Source organism: Labilibaculum manganireducens (assembly GCF_963665805.2).
Taxonomy (GTDB): domain Bacteria; phylum Bacteroidota; class Bacteroidia; order Bacteroidales; family Marinifilaceae; genus Labilibaculum; species Labilibaculum manganireducens.
In genome coordinates, this window is sequence record NZ_CAXXEE010000003.1 from 4,167,065 (window position 1) to 4,188,494 (window position 21,430).

Below are 21,430 nucleotides of genomic sequence, written 5' to 3' on the forward strand. Positions count from 1 at the left end.
TCACAATAATTCTTCACAAAACCAATAATTAACAATACTAAACTAAAAGACCGGCTTTCCAAAGAAAGCCGGTCCCAAAATCAAAAAAACAATAAACAAAACTAATCCTGAAAGCGTTTAGCCACTTCCTCCCAATTAACTACATTCCAGAACTCCGAAATGTAATCAGGTCGTTTATTCTGAAACTTCAGATAATATGCGTGTTCCCAAACATCCAATCCTAAAATTGGAGTTCCTTTTACTTCTGCTACATCCATTAACGGATTATCCTGATTTGGTGTTGAACTCACAACAAGTTTGCCATTTGGCTGCTTCACCAACCAAGCCCAACCTGAACCAAAACGAGTAGCCGCAGCTTTGGAAAATTCTTCTTTAAACGAATCAAACGATCCAAAATCTTTTTCAATTGCAGCTAATAATGAACCTGAAGGTTTTCCTCCTCCCTTAGGAGACATTACCTGCCAAAATAAATCGTGGTTAAAAAACCCTCCTCCATTATTTCGTACAGCAACTGATTGCTTTGAAATGTTCGCTAATATATTCTCTATACTTTGCTCTTCGATATCTGTTCCTGAAACCGCAGCATTCAAGTTATTTGTATATCCTGCATGATGTTTCGAATGATGGATCTCCATTGTTCTTGCATCAATATGTGGCTCAAGAGCATCGTAAGCATATGGTAACTTTGGTAATTCAAATGCCATATTTTGTATTTATTTTAATTGTAATTACTATCTGTTTTTTTAACACTAAAACAAAGCTAATTTTTATCTGGATTAGATCCAAATAAATTAAAGACTTTTTTGTCTTTTTATTTTCAACACTCACCAAAGCCTGTCAGATAAAAGATTTTTAGTTACTTTCGTGTCTTCAACTATTCTCAAAATTCTTTCGTGAACAAACGGATTCTAAAAATAGCGCTTCCAAATATTGTCAGTAATATTACTATTCCTCTGCTTGGCATTGTTGACCTGGCTCTAATGGGCCATTTGGGAAAAGTCGATTTCATAGGTGCAATAGCCCTTGGTGGAACCATATTTAATTTTCTTTATTGGGGATTTGCTTTTTTACGAATGGGAACTTCAGGAATTACGGCGCAAGCATATGGTGCAAGAAATCTAAACGAAACTATTCTATCCTTATCGAGAGCTCTTCTTGTAGCGTTAATTGGCAGTATTTTCATATTAATTCTCCAAAAACCAATTGCTGATTTAAGTTTTTATGTAATTGACTCGGAAGAATCGGTTGAAACAATCGCAAAATCATACTATTACGTTAGAGTTTGGGCGGCTCCGGCAACTATCGGTTTGTACGCCTTAACAGGATGGTTTATTGGAATGCAGAATTCTAAAATTCCAATGGTGATTGCCATTATCAGTAATATTATCAATATTGCTTTGTCGGCCTTCTTTGTTTACGGAATGAATTTAGATGCTCGAGGAGTTGCATTAGGAACTGTTATTGCCCAATATTGCGGTTTATTTCTGGCTTTGTTTTTTATCTTTCGCTTTTACCGTCGGCTGTTTCGTTACTGGAGCATTCAAGGAATGATGAAAATTAAAGAATTGAAGAACTTCATTGCCATTAATAAAGACATTTTCATTCGAACACTCTGCATTATATTCGTTTTCACATTTTTTACAACTGAATCAGCAAGCACCAACAAGAATATATTGGCAGTAAATTCACTGCTGCTTCAATTTTTATTCATCTTTTCCTACTTTATGGATGGCTTTGCCTTTGCCGCTGAGGCATTAGTGGGAAAATTTATTGGAGCTAAAAATCAGACCGGATTGAGAAGTGTAATTCGTCTCCTTTTTATTTGGGGAATTGGAATCAGCCTGGCCTTCACATTTTTTTATGCTGCAAGCAGCAATTGGATATTATCTGCATTAACAAATAATAAATCGACAATATTAGAAGCACAAGCCTACATAAAATGGATTGTATTATTACCAATATTAAGCTTCGGCTCTTTTCTGCTCGATGGAATTTTTATTGGTGCCACAGCCTCTAAGTACATGAGAAAAACAATGATGGCCTCAACTCTACTTGTATTTATACCTTGTTACTATTTTCTGAGTGAAAGTTTCCAAAATCATGGATTATGGATTGCCATGCTTGGATTTATGCTGGCCCGGGGAATATTTCAAACTATTTATTACAAAAAGGCAATACTTCTGAAATTTAATTAATTCACAATCAACATCTCACCTAAAGTTATTTGCAATGCTTCCGTTAATTTAGAGACTTCCTCTTCCTCTATTTTATATTTTTTACTTGCATTTTCGAGCCGGTCAACCACGTAGAAAAGCTGAATTAATTTCACTTTCTCTTCCAGACAAACATACAAAACACTGGCGCCGTCCCGACTAATTACATCGGGCTGATTTTTTTGATACATACTGGATATTGAAAACAGGTTATTAGGGATTGAATTACAACTAATACCACTTACTTTCCGATATTCAATATGAAATTCAGGCAACAGCAGATTGTTTTCAAGAATTTCATTTGTAAACGGATATTCATTCTTATTCCGTATCCCCAAATCAAATACCGAAGAAAATGCATCTTCAGTTTCAAAACCCAGATCGCCAAAGTAATCATCAATTAAATTGATTACAATGCCTGATTCAAGTTGATCTTTTAATGAAAAGCACCTTCCCAAATGAATTACAACATCATATTTCTTTAAATTTAAAGCTTTACACAAATAATAGGAGGTAACACTCCCTCCCGTACCCGAAATAAGTATATCCAGGTCTTTATCCTGATACTTAAAACGAGCATAGTTTTTCCCTAAATTTTCAACCAAAACCAGTTGACTAATAAAATTTTGCATGGCTGAAAATGCGCCGGCAATTATCAAAATCTCCATTGATGCAAGAACTTAGCCTAAACAAAAGCTTCGAAAAGTTTGTTATATAGGTGAAATTTATACTTATTTTGCAAGTCAAAATTGCGACTTAAATTAAAACACTAAATACAGATGGAATTTTCAACCAACGGAGACAATAATAAAGGTTTTACAAAAATAGAAAAATACAATCAGGATACTACTGAACAGTTAATGTTTCACTATAAAAAAGTACTTGAATTATTAGGTGAAGATGCCGAACGCGAAGGTCTTTTAAAAACCCCCTTACGGGTTGCCAAAGCAATGCAGTTTTTAACGCAGGGATATCACAACAATCCTGAAGATATATTAAGATCTGCCATGTTTCAGGAAGACTATCGTCAAATGGTAATTGTTAAGGACATTGAAGTTTATTCAATGTGCGAGCATCATATGCTGCCGTTTGTGGGCAGAGCACATGTTGCTTACATTCCCAATGGTACCATTACCGGACTAAGTAAACTTGCCCGGGTTGTGGATGCTTTTGCCCGTCGCCTTCAGGTTCAGGAACGTTTAACCACTCAAATTAAAGACTGCATACAAAATACTCTGAATCCACTAGGTGTGGCTGTGGTTATTGAAGCTCAGCACATGTGCATGTCGATGCGTGGAATTCAAAAACAAAATGCAATTACAACGACCTCTGATTTTACCGGTGCTTTTGAAAAAGTAGCTACAAGAGAAGAGTTTATTCGTTTAATTGCAAACAAATCAAACTACTAATTAGTTAATTATAGGAGTCAAAGAATTACCAATTTACATTGTACTTATGAAAATTGCACATTGTAAATTGAATAGATATCTTTGTGCCCGGAATATTTTTTAAATCTTATCCTAATAATCAATTCATTGCTATTAAAAAAATACGAATGAATTGAAATTTATTAATTGAAGAAGAATATGAAACGTCCATGCCAGGTAATTATGGCACACAGGGGGATGATTATTCCAGCATGGAAAGTTCTCCCGAAACAAGTTCGGGACAGGCTATATGGCAAAAACTTAAAATTATAAACACATGAAAGCATATGTATTTCCAGGGCAAGGAGCCCAATTTGTTGGTATGGGAAAAGACCTGTACGAAAATTCAGACCTTGCTAAAGAGCTTTTTGAAAAAGCCAACGATATTTTAGGTTTTAGAATTACTGACCTAATGTTTGAAGGTACTGATGAAGATTTAAGACAAACAAATGTTACGCAACCAGCAATTTTCCTGCACTCAGTAATCTTAGCCAAAACTCTTGGCGATGATTTTAAACCAGAAATGGTAGCGGGTCACTCTTTAGGAGAATTTTCAGCTTTGGTTGCCAACGGATCATTGTCTTTCGAAGATGGTCTTAAATTGGTTTCTCAACGTGCTTCAGCAATGCAAAAAGCTTGCGAAATCGAGCCTTCTACTATGGCTGCAATCATTGGATTAGATGATGAAACTGTAGTGAAAATATGCGAGGAAATTAACGAAATTGTAGTTCCAGCTAATTTCAACTGTCCGGGTCAATTGGTTATTTCGGGCAGCATGAAAGGGATCGAAATTGCATGTGAAAAATTATTGGAAGCTGGTGCTAAAAGAGCTCTTCCTTTAAAAGTTGGCGGTGCATTTCACTCTCCATTAATGGAGCCTGCACGTGTTGAGTTGGAAGAAGCTATTGAGAACACAACTTTCTCAACTCCAATTTGTCCTGTATATCAAAACGTGAATGCCATGCCAATATCCAATCCTGATGAGATCAAGAAAAATTTGGTTTCGCAGTTAACTGCTCCGGTACGTTTTACACAAACCATGGTTAATATGATTGCTGATGGTGCAACATTGTTCACTGAGGTTGGTCCTGGAAAAGTAATTCAGGGATTGGTGAAAAAAGTTGACAGAAAAATGGAAACTGCGGGAGTAGATTCATTTCAAGGATAAAAAATTACAACTGATAAAAAAAGCCGTTTCAAAACTTATTGAAACGGCTTTTTGCTATTTATAACTTATAACACTGGTTTGTTTTTTACCATCCATTAAAATATCCAGCGGTTCTTTAAACCGAACATGTTTAAAATAATGAATCTGCTCTTCGAGTTTTTGCTTGTCAAGAATTTCAGTATTCACAAAACTTTGTTCAGTGTTGCTCCTTACCGAGAAATACCCTACATTCATTGAAGTTACATTGTGAAAGAAATGAGACCCCAAGGAAGCATCTAAAGGAAAATCTTCCAAACCTTGCTCTACAATTACCTTTGCATTGGATATTTGAGACCAAAGTACAGGGATACCGGTAAACTTATCTCTTGTTCCCCAACGGCCTGGACCAATCAACACATATTGACGATCCTGCTCTCTCATTTTCTGATTCAATTTCTCAATTTCAAGAGCCATTTCTTCAGTTTTGGTCCGATCAAATTTCTCAATATCCATGTAAATTACATCACGAACATGGTCTATTTTTCCGTTACCCATACCTTTACTTGCCAATAAAACAAGCTTATCCTTATCAACCTTAGTCATATCTATATCAATGCTCATCTCCTGACGAATCAGAGGTTTAATCTGAAGGAGCTGGAAAGTAGGCAAATCATTTTTTCCTTTTGAAAGATCAACGGCAAACTCAATTTCAACAGGAGCACCCATTGCTTGTTTAAAAATATTCAGAAGTACACTCAAAGCATGAGCAACAGGGACTTGATTGTATTTCAGAATATTTGCAAAGTTTACCACCCTAGGCCCCCGCAAATTCAAATCCGGTTCCAATCTGTCATTCTGGTAATCGTAAACTGAAGCACAATGCAGTAGATTCCCATCCTTTTCGGCATCTGCAAGTTCATATTTAATCGTAACAGCATCCTCTCCATCCTTTAAAAGATTAACATCTTTCTTTTCCATATTGATCGCATAAAAATACTTCTGCGAATCTTTCATCTGATCTTCAATTGATGCCAATTGCAATTTTGGGTGTTCCGGGCAAAAACGATGTGTTTTTTCCCCTCCCACAACATATTTACCCAGTCCAACAGCTATCACTGCAAAACCATCCTCAGGTTTCATGTAAGAAAAAGGATAGTAGTTGTATGATTGGGCTACACCACTGATATTTGGATAATACCTGCCGTTGGTTTCCTGTCCTACCACTTCCTGAATAATTACAGCCATTTTCTCCTCTTCAATTTTATAATCAACCGCACTAAAATACGATTGAGCTTCGGGTGAAAAAATAGAAGCATAAATAAGCTTGATTGCCGTTACCAATTGACGAAACCGCTCCCCAATATCCGGATGATTATTTGGAAGCAAATAAGTCGCATAAACCCCTGCAAATGGCTGCATTAAAGAATCCTCAAACAAACCGGATGAACGCACAGCCAACGGACATGTCATTTCCTCAAGATAATCCAGAAGCCTTTCCCGTAATTTATCAGACAACTCACCTTTCGCAAATAAATCACGTACCTTTTTATAGTTCTTATCCAGATAAATCTTATTGTAAAGATTATTCTTCTCAATAAAATTATCGTATTCATCAACACCAATAACAGCTGTTTTAGGAATCGAAATATTAATGTCCTTAATCAGCTTTGCGAAGTAAATATTCTCTATAAAGTTACTCAGGAAAGCCAGGCCACGGCCTTTCCCTCCTAAAGATCCACGTCCCAAACGAACCACATAATGATTCGAATTAACAATATTAGGCCTGAATTTAATAATCCTGCCCCGCAACTGTTTTATACGTGAGGCTTCAAATACATCCAAACAAAATTTACGTAAATCCTTTACTGATTTAAAATCCTCTATCTGATATCTTCTTAACTTTTTAGCAATATTAATTTCACCTCTGGCCATTAACCATGTCGAAATTCCATTTCTTTTCGAATGAAAAAGAAGAGATTCATCCGGAACATATTTCAATTTTTCTTCAAATTCTTCAAGGGACTTCGCTATTGCAACCTTAGTTCCACTTTGGTTTCTGAATACAAAATCACCAAAACCCAGTTTAGTGTAGATGAAGTTATAGATATCCAAAGCCAAAGTATCACTGTTCTTGTTAATAAAATCGGCTTCAACCTGCATGGCACGAATTGCATTATCGGTATCATGCGATTGCATTAAACATGGAATTTTCATGTTTTTTTCCTGCACGTATTTAATCAGATCTACACCTGAATCATCATCCAATTTACCATCCCGCGCAAAACGAACATCAGAAATTACACAAAGCAAGTTTTCCAAATAATTATCGATAACTTCAACTGCATCTTCATAAGTGCTCACCAAAATGACTTTAGGTCTGGCCCGCATTTTCAAAATCTTATGCATTTCGTCAATATCCCCTTCATCCGAAATCACTTTTTGGGTTTGAGTCATTACTGATGTATACAGCAACGGAAGATATCTGGAATAATACTTTACTGAATCTTCAACTAACAAAATGACTCTTACATCTCCACTTTTTGTATCGGGTTCCAGATTCATTCTATCCTCAATATACTTGGTCATGGCCATAAAAATTTTGGTGGAACCATTCCAAACAAAAACCCGATCAATATTATTCTTAATCTTATCTGCAGCTCTGTCAAAATAAGCCAGGTCGCTATTGTTATTTACCAAAACCAAAACAGGAATCTCGGGCTGAACCCTTTTTATTTCCTGACTTAATTCCAAAGGGGATTGTTTATCCAAACCAGCCATTAAAATGACCACATCGTAATTTCTGTTTTTTAAAGCATCCAAGGCTTCATCATTAGTGGCTACACTCGTAAAACGTGGTGCCGCATATAAATTTAATTGTAGATATTCCCCAACAATTTTATCAGAAAACTGTCCTTCCCTTACAATAGTATAAGCATCGTAATAAGTCGCGATAAGAAGAATTTCTTTCACTTTAAAAGGCATCAATTCCTGAAAAATATCTCTATCACTCTTTTTCCGTTTGTATATCTTGGAAATCGAAACTTCTTCCATGTCAATTGCTATTTATGTTTTTTGTTGTCTTGTATTCAGAAATACAAAATAATATAAATTTCTGGTTTGATATCAACCTTTTACAAACAAGTACTGATTTCATTTAAAATCAATTAATGAAAAGGAAAAATATCTTTTAGTATTCATTATTCCCTAAAAAATGGTGCCGAAAATAATAAAAATAAGGGATAAAAAACAAAGAGGAAACTTATGGTTTCCTCTTTTAGGTATTGATGAATTAAATATTTCAATCTAATTATTTAACTTCCCAGGTATCACCACTATTAAGCAGATCATCCATACACTTAATTGATGATACAGCTTTTACATCTTTAATTTGCTGCACCATTTTTTCTTCATAAGAAAGCGCTGCAACATCTCTTATTACACCAAGTGCAACAGGATACTCAGGAGCTGACATATTTGACAACAGCCAAGCCATATGAGGATCAGGGTTATGGGCATCATGAACTAAAATATCCTGCTCAGTAATCCCAAATTCACCAATTGTAACAACAATTAGTTTACCATTACCTCCTAAAACTAATCCTTTGTTTCTATTCTTTCCGAAAATCATTCGCTCTCCGTGATGCAAAATCAACTGGAAATCATCCTTCGTTTCCTTATCAGTAATCAGGGTATGTGCTCCATCATTATAAATCACACAATTTTGAAGAACTTCAATAATAGATGTTCCTTTGTGTTTTGCTCCAGCCAAAATCAACTCTGTGGTCAGTTTAATATTAGTATCAATAGATCTCGCATAAAACTTCGATTGAGCCCCTAAAGCTAACTCTGCTGGTTGGAATGGTTGTTCAATTGTTCCGAATGGAGAGGTCTTGGTGACCATTCCCTGCTTCGATGTTGGTGAATATTGCCCCTTGGTAAGCCCATAAATCTCATTATTAAAAAGAAGAATTGTCATGTCAATATTACGACGAATAGCATGGATAAAATGGTTACCTCCAATTGCCAAAGCATCCCCATCTCCAGAGACTTGTATTATTTCAAGATCAGGATTCGCTGATTTCACTCCCGAAGCAACCGCTGCTGCTCTTCCGTGAATTGTATGAAAACCATAGGTATCCATATAATACGGAAAACGGGAAGAACATCCAATACCCGAGATAACTGCAAATTTTTCCTTTGGAATGTTCATTGCAGCCATTGCCTTTTGAACCGAATTCAATACACCATGGTCTCCACACCCGGGACACCATCTTACTTCCTGATCACTTTTAAAATCTTTTGGAGTCAGATTAACAGGACTATGTGATTTAAGAATTGTATCTGTCATGATTATTTCTCCTCCAATAATTGGTTAAACCTCTCTTTTAATTCCAACACAGTAAAAGGCAATCCTTGTAATTTATTGTATTGATTGAATTTAACATCCTGAAAACCTGCCCGTAAATACTCAGCAAATTGTCCTTCATTCAACTCACAAACAATTACCTTTTTATGACGTTGTAAAACCTCTTTTGTATTCTTTGGCAGAGGGAAAATATAATGAAAATGTGCCAAAGCAATGCTCTTTCCTTCAGCCTGAAGTTCCCGAACCGCTGTTGTTAAGTGACCATATGTTCCTCCCCAACCTACAACCAAAACTTCAGCGTCATCATTCCCTTTTACAGGAACATCTGGAATAAAATTAGCAACCCTTCTAATTCTTTCCGATCGAATATCTGTCATTACCTGATGATTTTCCGGCACATACGACACGGTACCCGTAATATCCATCTTCTCTAAACCTCCTATTCGATGCTCCAAACCTTTTGTACCTGGAACAGCCCATTTTCTAGCCAGTTTCTCTGTATCTCTTGCATATGGTTGATAGTTATCTCCCTCCTTAGCGAATGGCACCTCTATAGGTGAGAGATCGGCCATTTTAGGAATTCGCCACGGTTCAGCTCCATTAGCAATAAAACCATCCGTAAGCAAGATAACAGGGGTCATATGCTCTAAAGCAATTTTACCGGCACTATAGGCGTATTCAAAACAATTTGAAGGTGTACTTGCCGCAATTACCGGCATAGGACATTCTCCACTGCGTCCGTGAATTGCCTGCATTAAATCTGATTGTTCTGTTTTAGTTGGTAGACCTGTTGATGGCCCCCCACGCTGAACATTCACAATTACCAAAGGGAGTTCTGTCATTACAGCCAAACCTGCCGCTTCTGTTTTAAGAGCCAAACCCGGTCCCGAAGTGGTTGTTACAGCAAAATTTCCCGCAAAACTAGCTCCGATCGATGTACAGATTCCTGCAATCTCATCTTCTGCCTGAAAAGTTTTTACACCAAGATCCTTACGGGCAGCCAGCTCCTGCAGAATTTCTGTTGCCGGTGTAATTGGATACGATCCACAAAACAATTCCAAACCCGCTTTTTCAGCCACTGCAATTAATCCCCAGGCTGTAGCTTTATTTCCTGTAACATTACGGTAGGTACCTTTCTTAATTTTTGCAGGAGCCACACTGAAATTATATGGCAAAGCTTCAATTGTTCTTGCAAAATTATAACCCGCCCGCAATACCATCTTGTTGCCCTCAACAACCAATGGATACTTTTTGAATTTCTTCTCAATAAACTCTTCTGTATGCTCCAACGGACGATCGAACATCCAATAAACCATTCCCAGAGTAAACATGTTTTTACTCCTAAGGATACTTTTCTGATCCAGTTCTGTATCCTTCAAACATTCTTTCGTCAGTGAAGTTACTCTTGCTTTAATCAGATTGTAATCGGAAAGATTCTCATCGTCTAATGGATTAGAATCATAGCCAGCTTTTTCAAGGTTCTTATCCGTAAAACTATCTTCATTTACAATGATCGTTCCACTAGGTTTAACCCATTTCAAATTTGCTTTTAATGCTGCCGGATTCATTGCTACCAGTACATCTGCAAAATCGCCGGGAGTATTTACCTCCATCTGCCCGAAATGCAGTTGAAAACCTGATACTCCACCTACCGTTCCTTGTGGAGCCCTAATCTCAGCTGGATAATCAGGAAAAGTAGCAACATCATTCCCAAACAATGCGGAAGTATCCGAAAATTGCGTCCCTGTTAGCTGCATCCCATCTCCGGAATCGCCGGAGAATCTTATAACAACTTCTTCCTTTTCAATGACTTTTGTCTTTTGACTCATGACTATTTTGAATTAAGCTTGAAATTAATTCCTTTGTTTAGTTCGTTGTTTTTATTTCTATACAACACTGTGCTAAAATCATGTTACATAGCATGGTAAAGGTAGCGTTTCCCAGTTTTTAGACAAGTAAAGACAAATAAAATTATTGATTTTTTGCAAACGTTTGTATTCTAAAAAGTTACATCTCACTCGCAGTTAAAAACAGGCTTGATTAATAGTTGATTAAGTCTTAATAAGGGGAAGGAAAGGAGAGGGAATGGTGATTTTTGAAGAGAACTGTTGAGAGTTGATTATCGTTGCATAAAAGACAAAGAACGTATCCGTCTCTACAATAGCGCATATGGATTTTCGATAAGATTTTAGATTTTTACATTCTTAAAATTCACATAAAAAGAATGTACTATGATTTTTAATTTCACGGCAACGACACGTTTTTATTTTTTTCGCGAACCAGTTGATATGCGTAAGGGAATCCATTCGCTTTATCATCTGGTAAAGACTTTAGGTAAAAAGGATGCACTAAATGGCAATGCTTATGTTTTTGTTGGTAGCACGCGTAAATCAATTAAGGTTTTACGATGGCAAAAAGAAGGATTTGTTCTTTACAACAAGAAGCTTGAATTGGGCTGCTATACTCTGCCACAACAAGTTGGCGATGCACCTTTCTTTGAGGTAGAAAGTACTATTCTTGATCAAATCGTCAACTCAATAAAACACAAAAGCAATTCGAACGAACTTCGCTTAAAAGTCATGATAACGACTTGATACAGAGCGTAAAAGATACAAAAATAGTGTGTGTTTTGCATGGTGAAACCCTACTATTTTTGTACCTTTATATCATGACAAACAGAGAGTTAAGCGCTTTTTATCAGGAACAGATTTCAGAATTAACAGCTGTACTGGCATCTTTGACTAAAACCATAGAAGAACAAGCTAAAGAGTTAGCTGCTTTAAAGGCAGTACTTTTAGAGAAGGATAAAGATGCCCAGAAGTTGAAGCGATTTGCGAATATCAACCTTCCTAAAAAGACCGAAAAACGTAAATATACAGCTCCTGTTGCAGACGATAAAAAACCAGCTCCTTCCCCAAAAGAAAGAGGTAATAATGGTGCTAAACGAAAGGTTTACGATAATATTGAAGAGCTTGTAGAAGATGTACTGCCTTGCGATGCCGGCTTTGATGAAAAAGTTGCTGTTTACTTGTTTCACCGTGACGTGATAAGGTATACATATATACCACCCCGACTGATCAAACATATTTATCGCTGCAGGAAATATCGGATGGGTGATAACTTTTTTGAAGGAAAAGCTCCAGTGGCGCCATTTCAGAACTCCAACTTCGATAGCTCGATACTGGCACACCTAATTCAACAAAGATATGTGTACGGCATGCCCGTAGAACGCATTATGAAATACTTGAACGAGATGGGCATTGATATCCCCAAAGCAACTGTTCATGGCTTAATCGAAAAATCAGCGGACCTGCTCGATAGATTGATGCCACACCTTAAGGATGCTATTCTTGCAGATCCTTATATCCATTTCGATGAAACCTATCATACCGTATTAGACGGCGATAAAGGAAGTCGCAAAGGTTACTTTTGGAGTGCTTTGTCCCATCAAAATAATTTGATTCAGTTCATTTATGAAAATGGATCAAGAGCCAAAAAGGTATTTACAAACTACCTGTCCGAAGATTATAAAGGAGCCGTTCAGACTGATGGTTACAGCTCGTACAAAGTACTTGAAGGGTGGAATTATCCAAAAGCAATGCGATTAGGTTGTATTCAACATTGCAAACGAAAATTTATAGAGATTCAAGAACAACCAAAAGCACAAAATATTATTGACCTGTACAACCAGTTTTACATGATCAGAAAAAAGAAACCAAAAGAAAAATGGAAAGAAGAATCCTTGAAAGTTTACACCGATTTAGAAAAAAAACTCAGGACTATTGATCGAGACCCTGAAATACTACCCAACCATATTTTAAATAAAGCCACTGCATACTGTCTCAACGAACTGGAATCGATTTACAATATTATAATATCTACAGATTACGATTTGGATAATAATAGGATTGAACGACCGATGCGTTACATTAGCATTAGTCGTCGCAATTCGCTTTTCTGTGGCTCTAATGCTGGAGCTGCCAGAACTGCGAAACTATATTCTCTGGCTATTTCATGCAGACTGAACAATGTGAATACCTTTTCTTATTTCAAAGATGTGATACAGCACCTGGCAGAACACCAAACCATGACCAACGAACAAATGAGAAACTTGCTTCCTGATAAGTGGGCTGAGTAATATCTGATATTTTAATACCATTTTACAGACTAATTTACTCACAAAAGCAATTTGTATAAATTGGATAACCAGTAATGGATTTGATTAAATCGGGATTCAACTCATTTACCATCATTGTAATCTTTTCTTGTAGATCTGATATTTCTGAAAAAAACTTCATGGATACCTTATCTTTCATCCATTGCCATACTTTTTCTGCAGGATTTTAGTTCAGGAGCATAGGCTGGAATTCTTATTAGCCTTATATTTTCAGGGACTTCTATGCTTTGACAGGCATGAAACCCTGCATTGTCAATTATCAATAGTTTTAGTTCTCTTGGATTTTGATCGCTAAGAACTTTTAGGTATGCTTCAAAAATATCATTCCCAACATTGGATGTTTCCCAATAGAATGCATCTCCTGTCAAAGGTGAAAAAGATCCCCAAAGCCATAACCACTTGTAACTATGCTGATATTTACCCACCGGCTCTACACCTTTGGAAACTAATACGCGTTTCTGTTTGGTCATTAATCCAAATCGACTTTCATCTTGAAAATAAATATTCAGGGAGTCGTATTTATCTTTATCCAGTCCAATTCTAAATGAATTTATCAGATCAGGAAGTTTTTTTGAAGACCTCAACGGTCTGCTTATCTTTTTTGTGGTGAGATTTACGGGCGATCTTTAATTTACTATTGAGTTTGCTCCTGCAGTAGTGATACAAAGCATGATAGGGAATCTTTTCCTGACAGTTCTGTTCCGCCCACTGAAGTAATTCTACATAACTGGTAATATCAGTATAGGGATTTTCAAGTTTAGTGGCTAAACACTCTTTTGTATAATCGCTTAATTGTTCCTTTCTGGATCCTCGACTGGCAACTTCCAAATAAGCGTGAATTCCTTCATTTTGATACAATTGAAGCCAGTTGTAAATACTTTTTCTACTTCTATTCAGCTTAGTTGCAATTTCACTTGTATATTTTACTTTTCCCTGTTTGATAAAAAGAAGGGTTTTAACTCTACTATGCTGAAGAATTTTTGTCTGCTTTCTCAGAAGGTAAAGTAATTCTGATTCACTTTCGGTGATTTCTACATCTATAATTTTTGGCATATACTAAGATAAGTTTTTTTTGAGTAAATTAACAAATAGAACCGTATAATACCCCGTCAATTTGAACCAAAATTTGACGGGGTGTTTTTTTTTGACGGAGTGGCGACGCGGAGACGCTTACTTTAAGACCGTATTTGAATATGAAAACACCTAATTTTATACATGAAAAATCCAGTGAAGCTAGCCTCACTGGATCATATATTAGTTTTTAAAACTGTACACTTATTTTACGATGACTCATACAGGTTTTCGAATTACTTATAAAATGCAGGTAATTCTAATTATACTAATTTTCATATAATTTAATAAAACCTGAATCAATAATAAATTTATTCTGAAACTGGAGATGGTGCTGCTGCTGCTGGGTTATTATCACCATTACTTATTACAGGATTAGCCTGAATCTCAGCTTCAGGTACTCGCCATAATAAAATGTCACTTCCAGCTGGAATATTGAATATCATGGTAGCATTTGGATATCCACCTCCACGACGATCAATACCTTTGTTTAAACGCATGATATCGAACCAGTTCATACCTTCACCCCACAATTCAATTCTACGTTGACGGAACACTTCTTCCTGAACGTCACCTGAAAATGAATAAGATGGATCACGATAAGTATTAACAAAATTCACAAGTGTACTTAAACCATCAGCACCACTCATAGCTTCAGCCTCTGCTTTAATCAAATACATTTCTTCAATTCTCATTAAAGGAATATCATTTGCATTTGTGGAAGTTTCAATCTCACCCTTATAAGGTGCAAATTTCACTTGAGTGTAAGGTCTGTAATCATAATCCACCATGAATGCATTTTCTGCATCAGTTAAATTAGCTGAATTTAGATTTTCATCAATCCACCATCCTTTTCGAATATCAGTACTCGAGATACTATTGTAAAGTGCCTTATTGATTTGTCTACCACCACTATACCAACAGTACCCATAGTTAAAAGAACCCATATGAGAAATCCAGTTGACAATACCAGAGGTAACCACATCATCCGTTTCAGCAACAAAAATGCCCCACATCCAGTTAGAGTCTTCTATATTTGAAAAATAAGGATCACTTACTTCATCGATACTCGCCGGCGTAGCGTCACTGGCAGCAATTGCACTAGTTGCATCTGCCGCGGCTTCAGCATACTTATGCATAGTTAGATTTACACGTGCACGAAGTCCATAAGCAACAGCCAAACTAATGTAACGTTTATCTGAACGTATAGAACCACCTTCTTCTGCTGATTTTAATAATGTAATAGAAGCGTTAAGATCACTTAATATTAAAGAATAAACCTCTTCAACTGTGGCACGTGGTGCACCACCGGCCAAAGCCGTTTCAAGTGCGTTTTCAGCAGTAATTATAGGAACACATAGTGCTGATTCATGACCAACATAATTGAACTGATACAATTGAGCTAAAACCCAATAGCTAAAAGCTCGTGCTGCCATACCTTGACCTAGATAAAACTGAGTCACAGGCTCTTCTGTTGCTGGATCAATAGAACCAACTACATTATTAGAATTACTAATAATCGCGTACATATCATTCCAAATAATCTGTGTCTCTCTTGATGTATAATCGCGATCAGAATACTCAAGAGAACCTGACATCCAGTTATAACCATTATCCTCTTGTACTACGTCACAACCATTAGCATCAGAGAACATCATTACAGATCCATAGCCAATATCAAAATGATTAACTCGACCTAGAGCATCTTCATTAGGTGCATATTGAGAAAACTGAGCAAAAATACCGTTAACCCCAGCAGCAGCTTTTGAAGGATCGTTTTCTACAACTTCAGCTTTTTGCTCTGTTGTAATTTCATCTCCTAAAGGCGCTGTATCTAGATCTTCACACCCAAAGAATGTTAGTAAAACGGGTACTAACAAAGCATATATATATTTATTTTTCATATCAATCATTTAAAATTGTTAAAACGACAAATTAATACCAGCAGAAATTGTTCGTATTGGTGTGTAACGAGCAGTTGTAGCTGATGTATAACTTTGACGAGGATCTAAACCTTCTCTTTTTGTCCACAATGCCACATTATCTGCAGCGAAATAAATACGAAGTTTTTCAATATGCAATCTCTGAACAAATTCATCAGAGAAAGAATAACCAATTGTCACATTATTAAGACTTAAATAATCTGAACTTGTTATAAAACGTGTTGATCTCGAATTAGCATACTTATCATTAGCATCCAAACGAGGAACATTAGTATCAGTATTATCTGGAGTCCATGCGTTCCTAATATCTTTATGATAGTTTTGTCCTGCATTGCTTGCCATACCACCATGCATTAAACGTTCGTATCCTGAGTCATAAATTTTACCACCCAATTGATAAGCACACTGTACTGATGCATCAAAACCATAAGCTTTAAAAGAAGTACCAAAACCACCATAAACAACTGGCATTAGGTTATCAGTCGCTACTTTGTATCCTGAAGCAATAGAATACTCTTCTGTTTTATAACGTTCTCCTGCTTCATCCTCAGCCCAATACAAAGCCTTTCCAGTAGCAACATCTACACCCGCATAATCAACTAAATACATACGATACATCGATTCACCTTCTGAATATATTCTAGTACCATCAATTAATTCGCCTTCCAATTCAGAAGCCAACTCATTAATTTCATTCTTAATGAATGTAGCATTACCAGTAAATGTCCAATCAAAATTGTTGCTTTTTAAGATAGTATAAGATAAATCAACCTCTACACCAGAATTGGTCATTGACCCAATATTCATTGGAAGAGAAGTATATCCTAAACTAGCAGCAACAGGCTTGTAGTATAACATATCTGATGACTTACGTCCGAAATACTCTAATGTACCATTTAATTTATTATCTAACAATGCAAAGTCAACTCCTACATTATAAGATACCGAAGTTTCCCATGAAATATCTGGATTTCCTTTATAAGATAAAGTACCATCAGAGAAAACTCCATCTGCTCCAGAAACCTTATACTGGTCCAAATAAGCATAGTAATTACCTATATCATCATTACCTTGTTCACCAAAAGAAGCTTTTAATTTCAACATATTAACCCAAGAAGTCGATTCCATGAATGACTCATTAGTAAGAATCCATGCAGCACTAGTTGACCAAAAATCTCCCCAACGATTGTCTGGACTAAAACGTGATGATGCATCACGTCGATAAGCTACATTAAAGAAATAGGTATCTTTAAGAGAATAATTGATACGAGTAAACATACCTTCAGTTGAGTAAGTGTCTTTTGAACCACCACCTTGAATCTGATCAATAGCATTATCTACATAATACGATTCAGGGTTATATAGATTTTGCCCATTTGCCCAAACGTTTTCCTTTTCGTATTTATAACCATCATAACCTGCAGTAATATCAAATTGACCCTCAAAACCTGCAGCAAACTGATAATTTGCTACATATTGCTGATTAAAACCATATGTTCTTGTTTGCTCCTGACCAGCAGTTCCCCCATAAGAAGCACTTTGTCCCTGATAAGCGTTACCTAGACTACCATTTCGTTTATTGTTAACATTCAATCCATAACGAAGATTCACAGTTAATCCCTTTATTGGGGCAATTTCAGCGTACCATGTAGAATTAATAACATCACTTCTATACTTTTCAACGTTATACGTTAAATCCCCTGCTGGATTAGCAATCGACATAAATGAACGGTTCATGTTTGTACTCTGACCATCTCCGTAATCATAAACCTTACGTCCTTTATTCAGAAGAATATTTTTGTCAATACCACGTACATACATTGGATATATTGGCGCAATGTAATTTGCGATAAAGAAAGCGTTACCACTAGAAGTGGTCTCTGTTTGCTCATCTGGATCAGAACTTGTAATATTATTAATATTTACATTTGCTCCAACTTTTAACCAATCTTTAACTTGGTGATCTCCCTTAAAACGTCCAGAAATTCTCTCAAAACCAGATCCAGAAACAACTCCTTTATCATCAAGATAACCTAAAGAAAGGTAATAAGTACTTTTATCGTTACCACCTGAAATAGACAAATTGTAATCTTGTCTTGCATTATTTTGGAACATTTCATCTTCCCAATCATCTGGTGTATAATAATAATCACCGTCGCTATAACCTAAAGTTGCATTCGGATTAAGCTTACCATCAGTTCCCATCAATCCTTCACCATCAGGAAAAGTATAAACTTGATAACCAGTACCACCTTCAGTCTTAGTTAAAATCTTACTATTTGCATAAGCATGTGCTACTTCTGGAGTATAATCCAAATTATAGATACCAGCATTGTATATTGCTGCATATGTATTCTCCAAGTATTCCTCTTTACTTGTTAACACATCATAATTTTTAACAGAACGAGAATTTACTCCGACTTTCATATCAAAATTAACTCTTGTCTTACCAGCCTTAGCTTTTTTAGTTGTAATCATGATAATACCATTGGCTCCACGAGCACCATAAAGTGCTGTAGATGCAGCATCTTTCAATACAGTCATCGATTCAATATCGGTAGAACTGATAGAATTCAAATCACCATCAAAAGGAATACCATCTACTACATATAAAGGATTCGTACCCGCATTGATAGAACCAACCCCACGTACACGAACAGTTGCTTCAGCACCTGGCTGTCCATTATTACTAAGAACTTGCACACCAGATACTGAACCGGATAAGGCTTGCGAAACATTAGAAACCTGACGTTTCTCAAGTGTTTCAGTACCTACAACTGCGGCCGAACCAGTAAAAGAACCCTTTGTAGAAGTACCATAAGCCACTACAATCACTTCATCCATACCAATAGACTCAGACTTCATAACAACATTAATTGTGGAAGATGTGATTTGTCGCTCCTGCATAGTCATTCCAACAAAAGAAAAGACCAAAACCTTTCCATCAGCTGGAACATTTAAAGAGTAGTTACCATCGAAATCAGTAGTGGTACCGATGGTTGTACCTTTAACAATTACGGAAACTCCCGGGATAGACAGCCCATCATCGGCTGAAGTAACCACCCCTGAAACTTCTCGACTTTGAGCTAGAACGCTCTGTAATCCTAAAACGAATAGGATTAACATCGAAAACAAACTTTTTTTCATAAACCTTTAGTTAGTGGTTAATTAACATTAATACACATTTATATATAAATTCATTCATCACATAACAATGAGATGAAAGCAATAAAATGCACCCTTTAGAATTGTTCAAAGAAGAAATTTTACTTTAATTCCTAAAAATAACTTCTCAAATTGCAGATTTCAAAATACCCCTATTTATATCTGCGTCATCAAAAGTGTGAAAAAAACTTAAATTTTCAAACCTTTTTTATCGTAAACCTTTTAAATTTAAGTTGAAATAGACTTCAAAACTAACAAATTACCAATATGCAATACATTTTGCTTTCAAATTAACACTATGCTATTGCTCTCATTTTCAATTTCATTCACGTTAACGTTTGCGTAACTTTTTTTACAACATATTTATAAAAAATCTCTCGAATATTTTTTTAATTATCTTTGTATTTATAATCAAACTAAATAAGAATGGCATTTATTAGAGAATTAAATGGAAAAACTCCGGTATTCGGAGATAATTGCTTTTTAGCAGAAACCGCTGCCGTAATTGGTGATGTGGAGATGGGTAATGATTGTAGTATCTGGTACAGTGCTGTTTTACGCGGTGATGTTCATTCTATTCGTCTAGGGAACAATGTAAATGTTCAGGATAATGCGACTATTCATGCAACCTATAAAAAATCACCAACCACAATTGGAAATAATGTATCTATTGCCCACAATGCAGTAGTGCATGGTTGTACAATTAAAGATAACGTTCTTATAGGCATGGCTGCTGTAGTTCTTGATGATGCGATTATTGAAAGCAATGCGATTATTGCAGCAGGATCAGTTGTTACAAAAGGTACACATGTTGAATCAGGAAGTGTATATGCAGGATCTCCGGCAAAAAAAATAAAAGAACTAAGTCCGGAATTATTAGAAGGTGAAATCAATCGAATTGCAAATAGTTATGCAATGTATGCCAGCTGGTACAAAGAGGATGAAGAAACCATCAAAAAGTAATTCAGCTTAAAAAAACAAAGCCTTTCAATATAAAATTGAAAGACTTTGTTTTTTTATACTATTACACTTGCCACAGTTAATAGCTAATATGCCGGGCCTTTAAAGTAATATTAAGAAATCGACTGGCTTTTTCCTCAAAACTATCTACAAATTCTGTAGTAAAAAACTCACAATTTGAGTTTTTACTGCATCTAACATCCATTTCGGGATGTCTAAAAAGGTAATCTTTTAAACTTCGGGCAACGATCTCTCCCTGAGAAATCAACTGAATGTGATCAGGAAGCATTTTCTTAATCTCCGACTGCATCAAAGGATAGTGAGTACAACCCAATATTATCGAATCGATAAGAGGGTCTTTAGCCAATAAACTATCAATGTTCTTTTTAATGAAATACCTTCCACCTTCCGTGTTAATCTCATTATTTTCAACCAAAGGAACCCACATTGGACAAGCTTCCTGGACAACAACAACATCCGGGAATAATTTAGCTATCTCCAATGGATATGAATTAGAACGAATTGTGCCTACAGTTCCCATTACACCAATATGTTTGGTCCTCGTAATTTTGGAAACCTCTTCAGCACTAGGGCGAATAACTCCAAGAACCCTCCTGTTGGAATTTATTTTTGGTAAATCATTTTGCTGAATGGTACGAAGCGCTTTGGCCGAAGCTGTATTACATGCAAGTATTACCAACTCACAGCCCATTGAAAAAAGTTGCTCAACCGCCTCTAGTGTGTAATCATATACAACATCATATGAGCGGGTACCGTACGGACTTCTGGCATTATCTCCCAGATAAATAAAATCATATTCAGGTAAGTTCTTAAGCAGTTCATTTAATACGGTTAAACCTCCATATCCTGAATCGAAAACACCAATGGGCTGACTATTTTTTATCATTCTCGTAAAAATAAGAAAAGGTGGTATTAAAAATACCACCTTTTCACAATATCC

At 36.2% G+C, this 21,430-nt stretch carries 16 protein-coding genes; 6 read left to right on the forward strand and 10 right to left on the reverse strand.

Annotated features, from left to right (window positions below):
• Positions 1-101 precede the first annotated feature (101 nt).
• Positions 102-704, reverse strand: coding sequence for a superoxide dismutase (locus tag ACHZAX_RS16085; protein WP_101308255.1), 603 nt, complete (start codon positions 702-704; stop codon positions 102-104).
• A gap of 189 nt (positions 705-893) precedes the next feature.
• Here ACHZAX_RS16085 and ACHZAX_RS16090 point away from each other — a divergent pair, with 189 nt between their 5' ends.
• Positions 894-2,195, forward strand: a complete 1,302-nt coding sequence (locus tag ACHZAX_RS16090; protein ID WP_320019838.1) for an MATE family efflux transporter — start codon at positions 894-896, stop codon at positions 2,193-2,195.
• Here the strand turns inward: ACHZAX_RS16090 and ACHZAX_RS16095 are convergent.
• Positions 2,192-2,881 (reverse strand): nucleoside phosphorylase-I family protein, encoded by a 690-nt coding sequence (locus ACHZAX_RS16095; RefSeq protein WP_320019839.1) that lies wholly within the window; start codon positions 2,879-2,881, stop codon positions 2,192-2,194. The two genes, ACHZAX_RS16090 and ACHZAX_RS16095, sit on opposite strands and share 4 nt — an antisense overlap.
• A 111-nt stretch (positions 2,882-2,992) precedes the next feature.
• On the opposite strand from ACHZAX_RS16095, the gene folE reads away from it, so the two are divergent.
• Complete coding sequence (gene folE / locus ACHZAX_RS16100) at positions 2,993-3,622, forward strand: GTP cyclohydrolase I FolE (protein ID WP_101308252.1); 630 nt, start codon at positions 2,993-2,995, stop codon at positions 3,620-3,622.
• Between the two features lie 295 nt (positions 3,623-3,917).
• Complete coding sequence (gene fabD / locus ACHZAX_RS16105; RefSeq protein ID WP_320019840.1) at positions 3,918-4,808, forward strand: ACP S-malonyltransferase; 891 nt, start codon at positions 3,918-3,920, stop codon at positions 4,806-4,808.
• A 54-nt stretch (positions 4,809-4,862) separates the two neighbouring features.
• On the opposite strand, the gene ACHZAX_RS16110 is transcribed toward fabD, so the two are convergent.
• From ACHZAX_RS16110 to ACHZAX_RS16120, 3 genes are all read right to left on the reverse strand, one after another.
• On the reverse strand, positions 4,863-7,838 hold the full coding sequence (locus ACHZAX_RS16110; protein WP_101308250.1) for a PEP/pyruvate-binding domain-containing protein: 2,976 nt from the start codon (positions 7,836-7,838) through the stop codon (positions 4,863-4,865).
• A gap of 256 nt (positions 7,839-8,094) precedes the next feature.
• On the reverse strand, positions 8,095-9,135 hold the full coding sequence (locus tag ACHZAX_RS16115; RefSeq protein WP_320019841.1) for a 2-oxoacid:ferredoxin oxidoreductase subunit beta: 1,041 nt from the start codon (positions 9,133-9,135) through the stop codon (positions 8,095-8,097).
• 2 nt (positions 9,136-9,137) lie between these two features.
• Positions 9,138-10,982, reverse strand: coding sequence for a 2-oxoacid:acceptor oxidoreductase subunit alpha (locus ACHZAX_RS16120; protein ID WP_320019842.1), 1,845 nt, complete (start codon positions 10,980-10,982; stop codon positions 9,138-9,140).
• Between the two features lie 402 nt (positions 10,983-11,384).
• Here ACHZAX_RS16120 and tnpB point away from each other — a divergent pair, with 402 nt between their 5' ends.
• Positions 11,385-11,747: an IS66 family insertion sequence element accessory protein TnpB gene (gene tnpB / locus ACHZAX_RS16125; RefSeq protein WP_320019843.1), complete on the forward strand. Its 363-nt coding sequence runs from the start codon at positions 11,385-11,387 to the stop codon at positions 11,745-11,747.
• A 74-nt stretch (positions 11,748-11,821) separates the two neighbouring features.
• Positions 11,822-13,291 carry an IS66 family transposase gene (gene tnpC / locus ACHZAX_RS16130; protein WP_320019844.1) on the forward strand — a complete coding sequence of 490 codons (1,470 nt, stop codon included), beginning with the start codon at positions 11,822-11,824 and terminating at the stop codon, positions 13,289-13,291.
• 167 nt (positions 13,292-13,458) lie between these two features.
• Here the strand turns inward: tnpC and ACHZAX_RS16135 are convergent, their stop codons facing one another.
• From ACHZAX_RS16135 to ACHZAX_RS16150, 4 genes are all read right to left on the reverse strand, one after another.
• A complete protein-coding gene (locus ACHZAX_RS16135) occupies positions 13,459-13,914 on the reverse strand; it encodes a transposase (RefSeq protein ID WP_320019845.1) in 456 nt (151 codons plus the stop codon).
• Entirely contained in the window at positions 13,889-14,383 is a 495-nt protein-coding gene (locus ACHZAX_RS16140) for a helix-turn-helix domain-containing protein (RefSeq protein WP_320019846.1), read from the reverse strand. Before ACHZAX_RS16140 ends, ACHZAX_RS16135 begins: the two co-directional genes overlap by 26 nt.
• Positions 14,384-14,712: 329 nt before the next feature.
• On the reverse strand, positions 14,713-16,305 hold the full coding sequence (locus ACHZAX_RS16145; RefSeq protein ID WP_320019847.1) for a RagB/SusD family nutrient uptake outer membrane protein: 1,593 nt from the start codon (positions 16,303-16,305) through the stop codon (positions 14,713-14,715).
• An 18-nt stretch (positions 16,306-16,323) separates the two neighbouring features.
• Positions 16,324-19,491, reverse strand: a complete 3,168-nt coding sequence (locus ACHZAX_RS16150; RefSeq protein WP_320019848.1) for a SusC/RagA family TonB-linked outer membrane protein — start codon at positions 19,489-19,491, stop codon at positions 16,324-16,326.
• Positions 19,492-19,935: 444 nt separating this feature from the next.
• On the opposite strand from ACHZAX_RS16150, the gene ACHZAX_RS16155 reads away from it, so the two are divergent.
• A complete protein-coding gene (locus ACHZAX_RS16155) occupies positions 19,936-20,472 on the forward strand; it encodes a gamma carbonic anhydrase family protein (protein WP_101308245.1) in 537 nt (178 codons plus the stop codon).
• Between the two features lie 76 nt (positions 20,473-20,548).
• Here the strand turns inward: ACHZAX_RS16155 and murI are convergent, their stop codons facing one another.
• Positions 20,549-21,376, reverse strand: coding sequence for a glutamate racemase (gene murI, locus ACHZAX_RS16160; protein WP_320019849.1), 828 nt, complete (start codon positions 21,374-21,376; stop codon positions 20,549-20,551).
• Positions 21,377-21,430 lie beyond the last annotated feature (54 nt).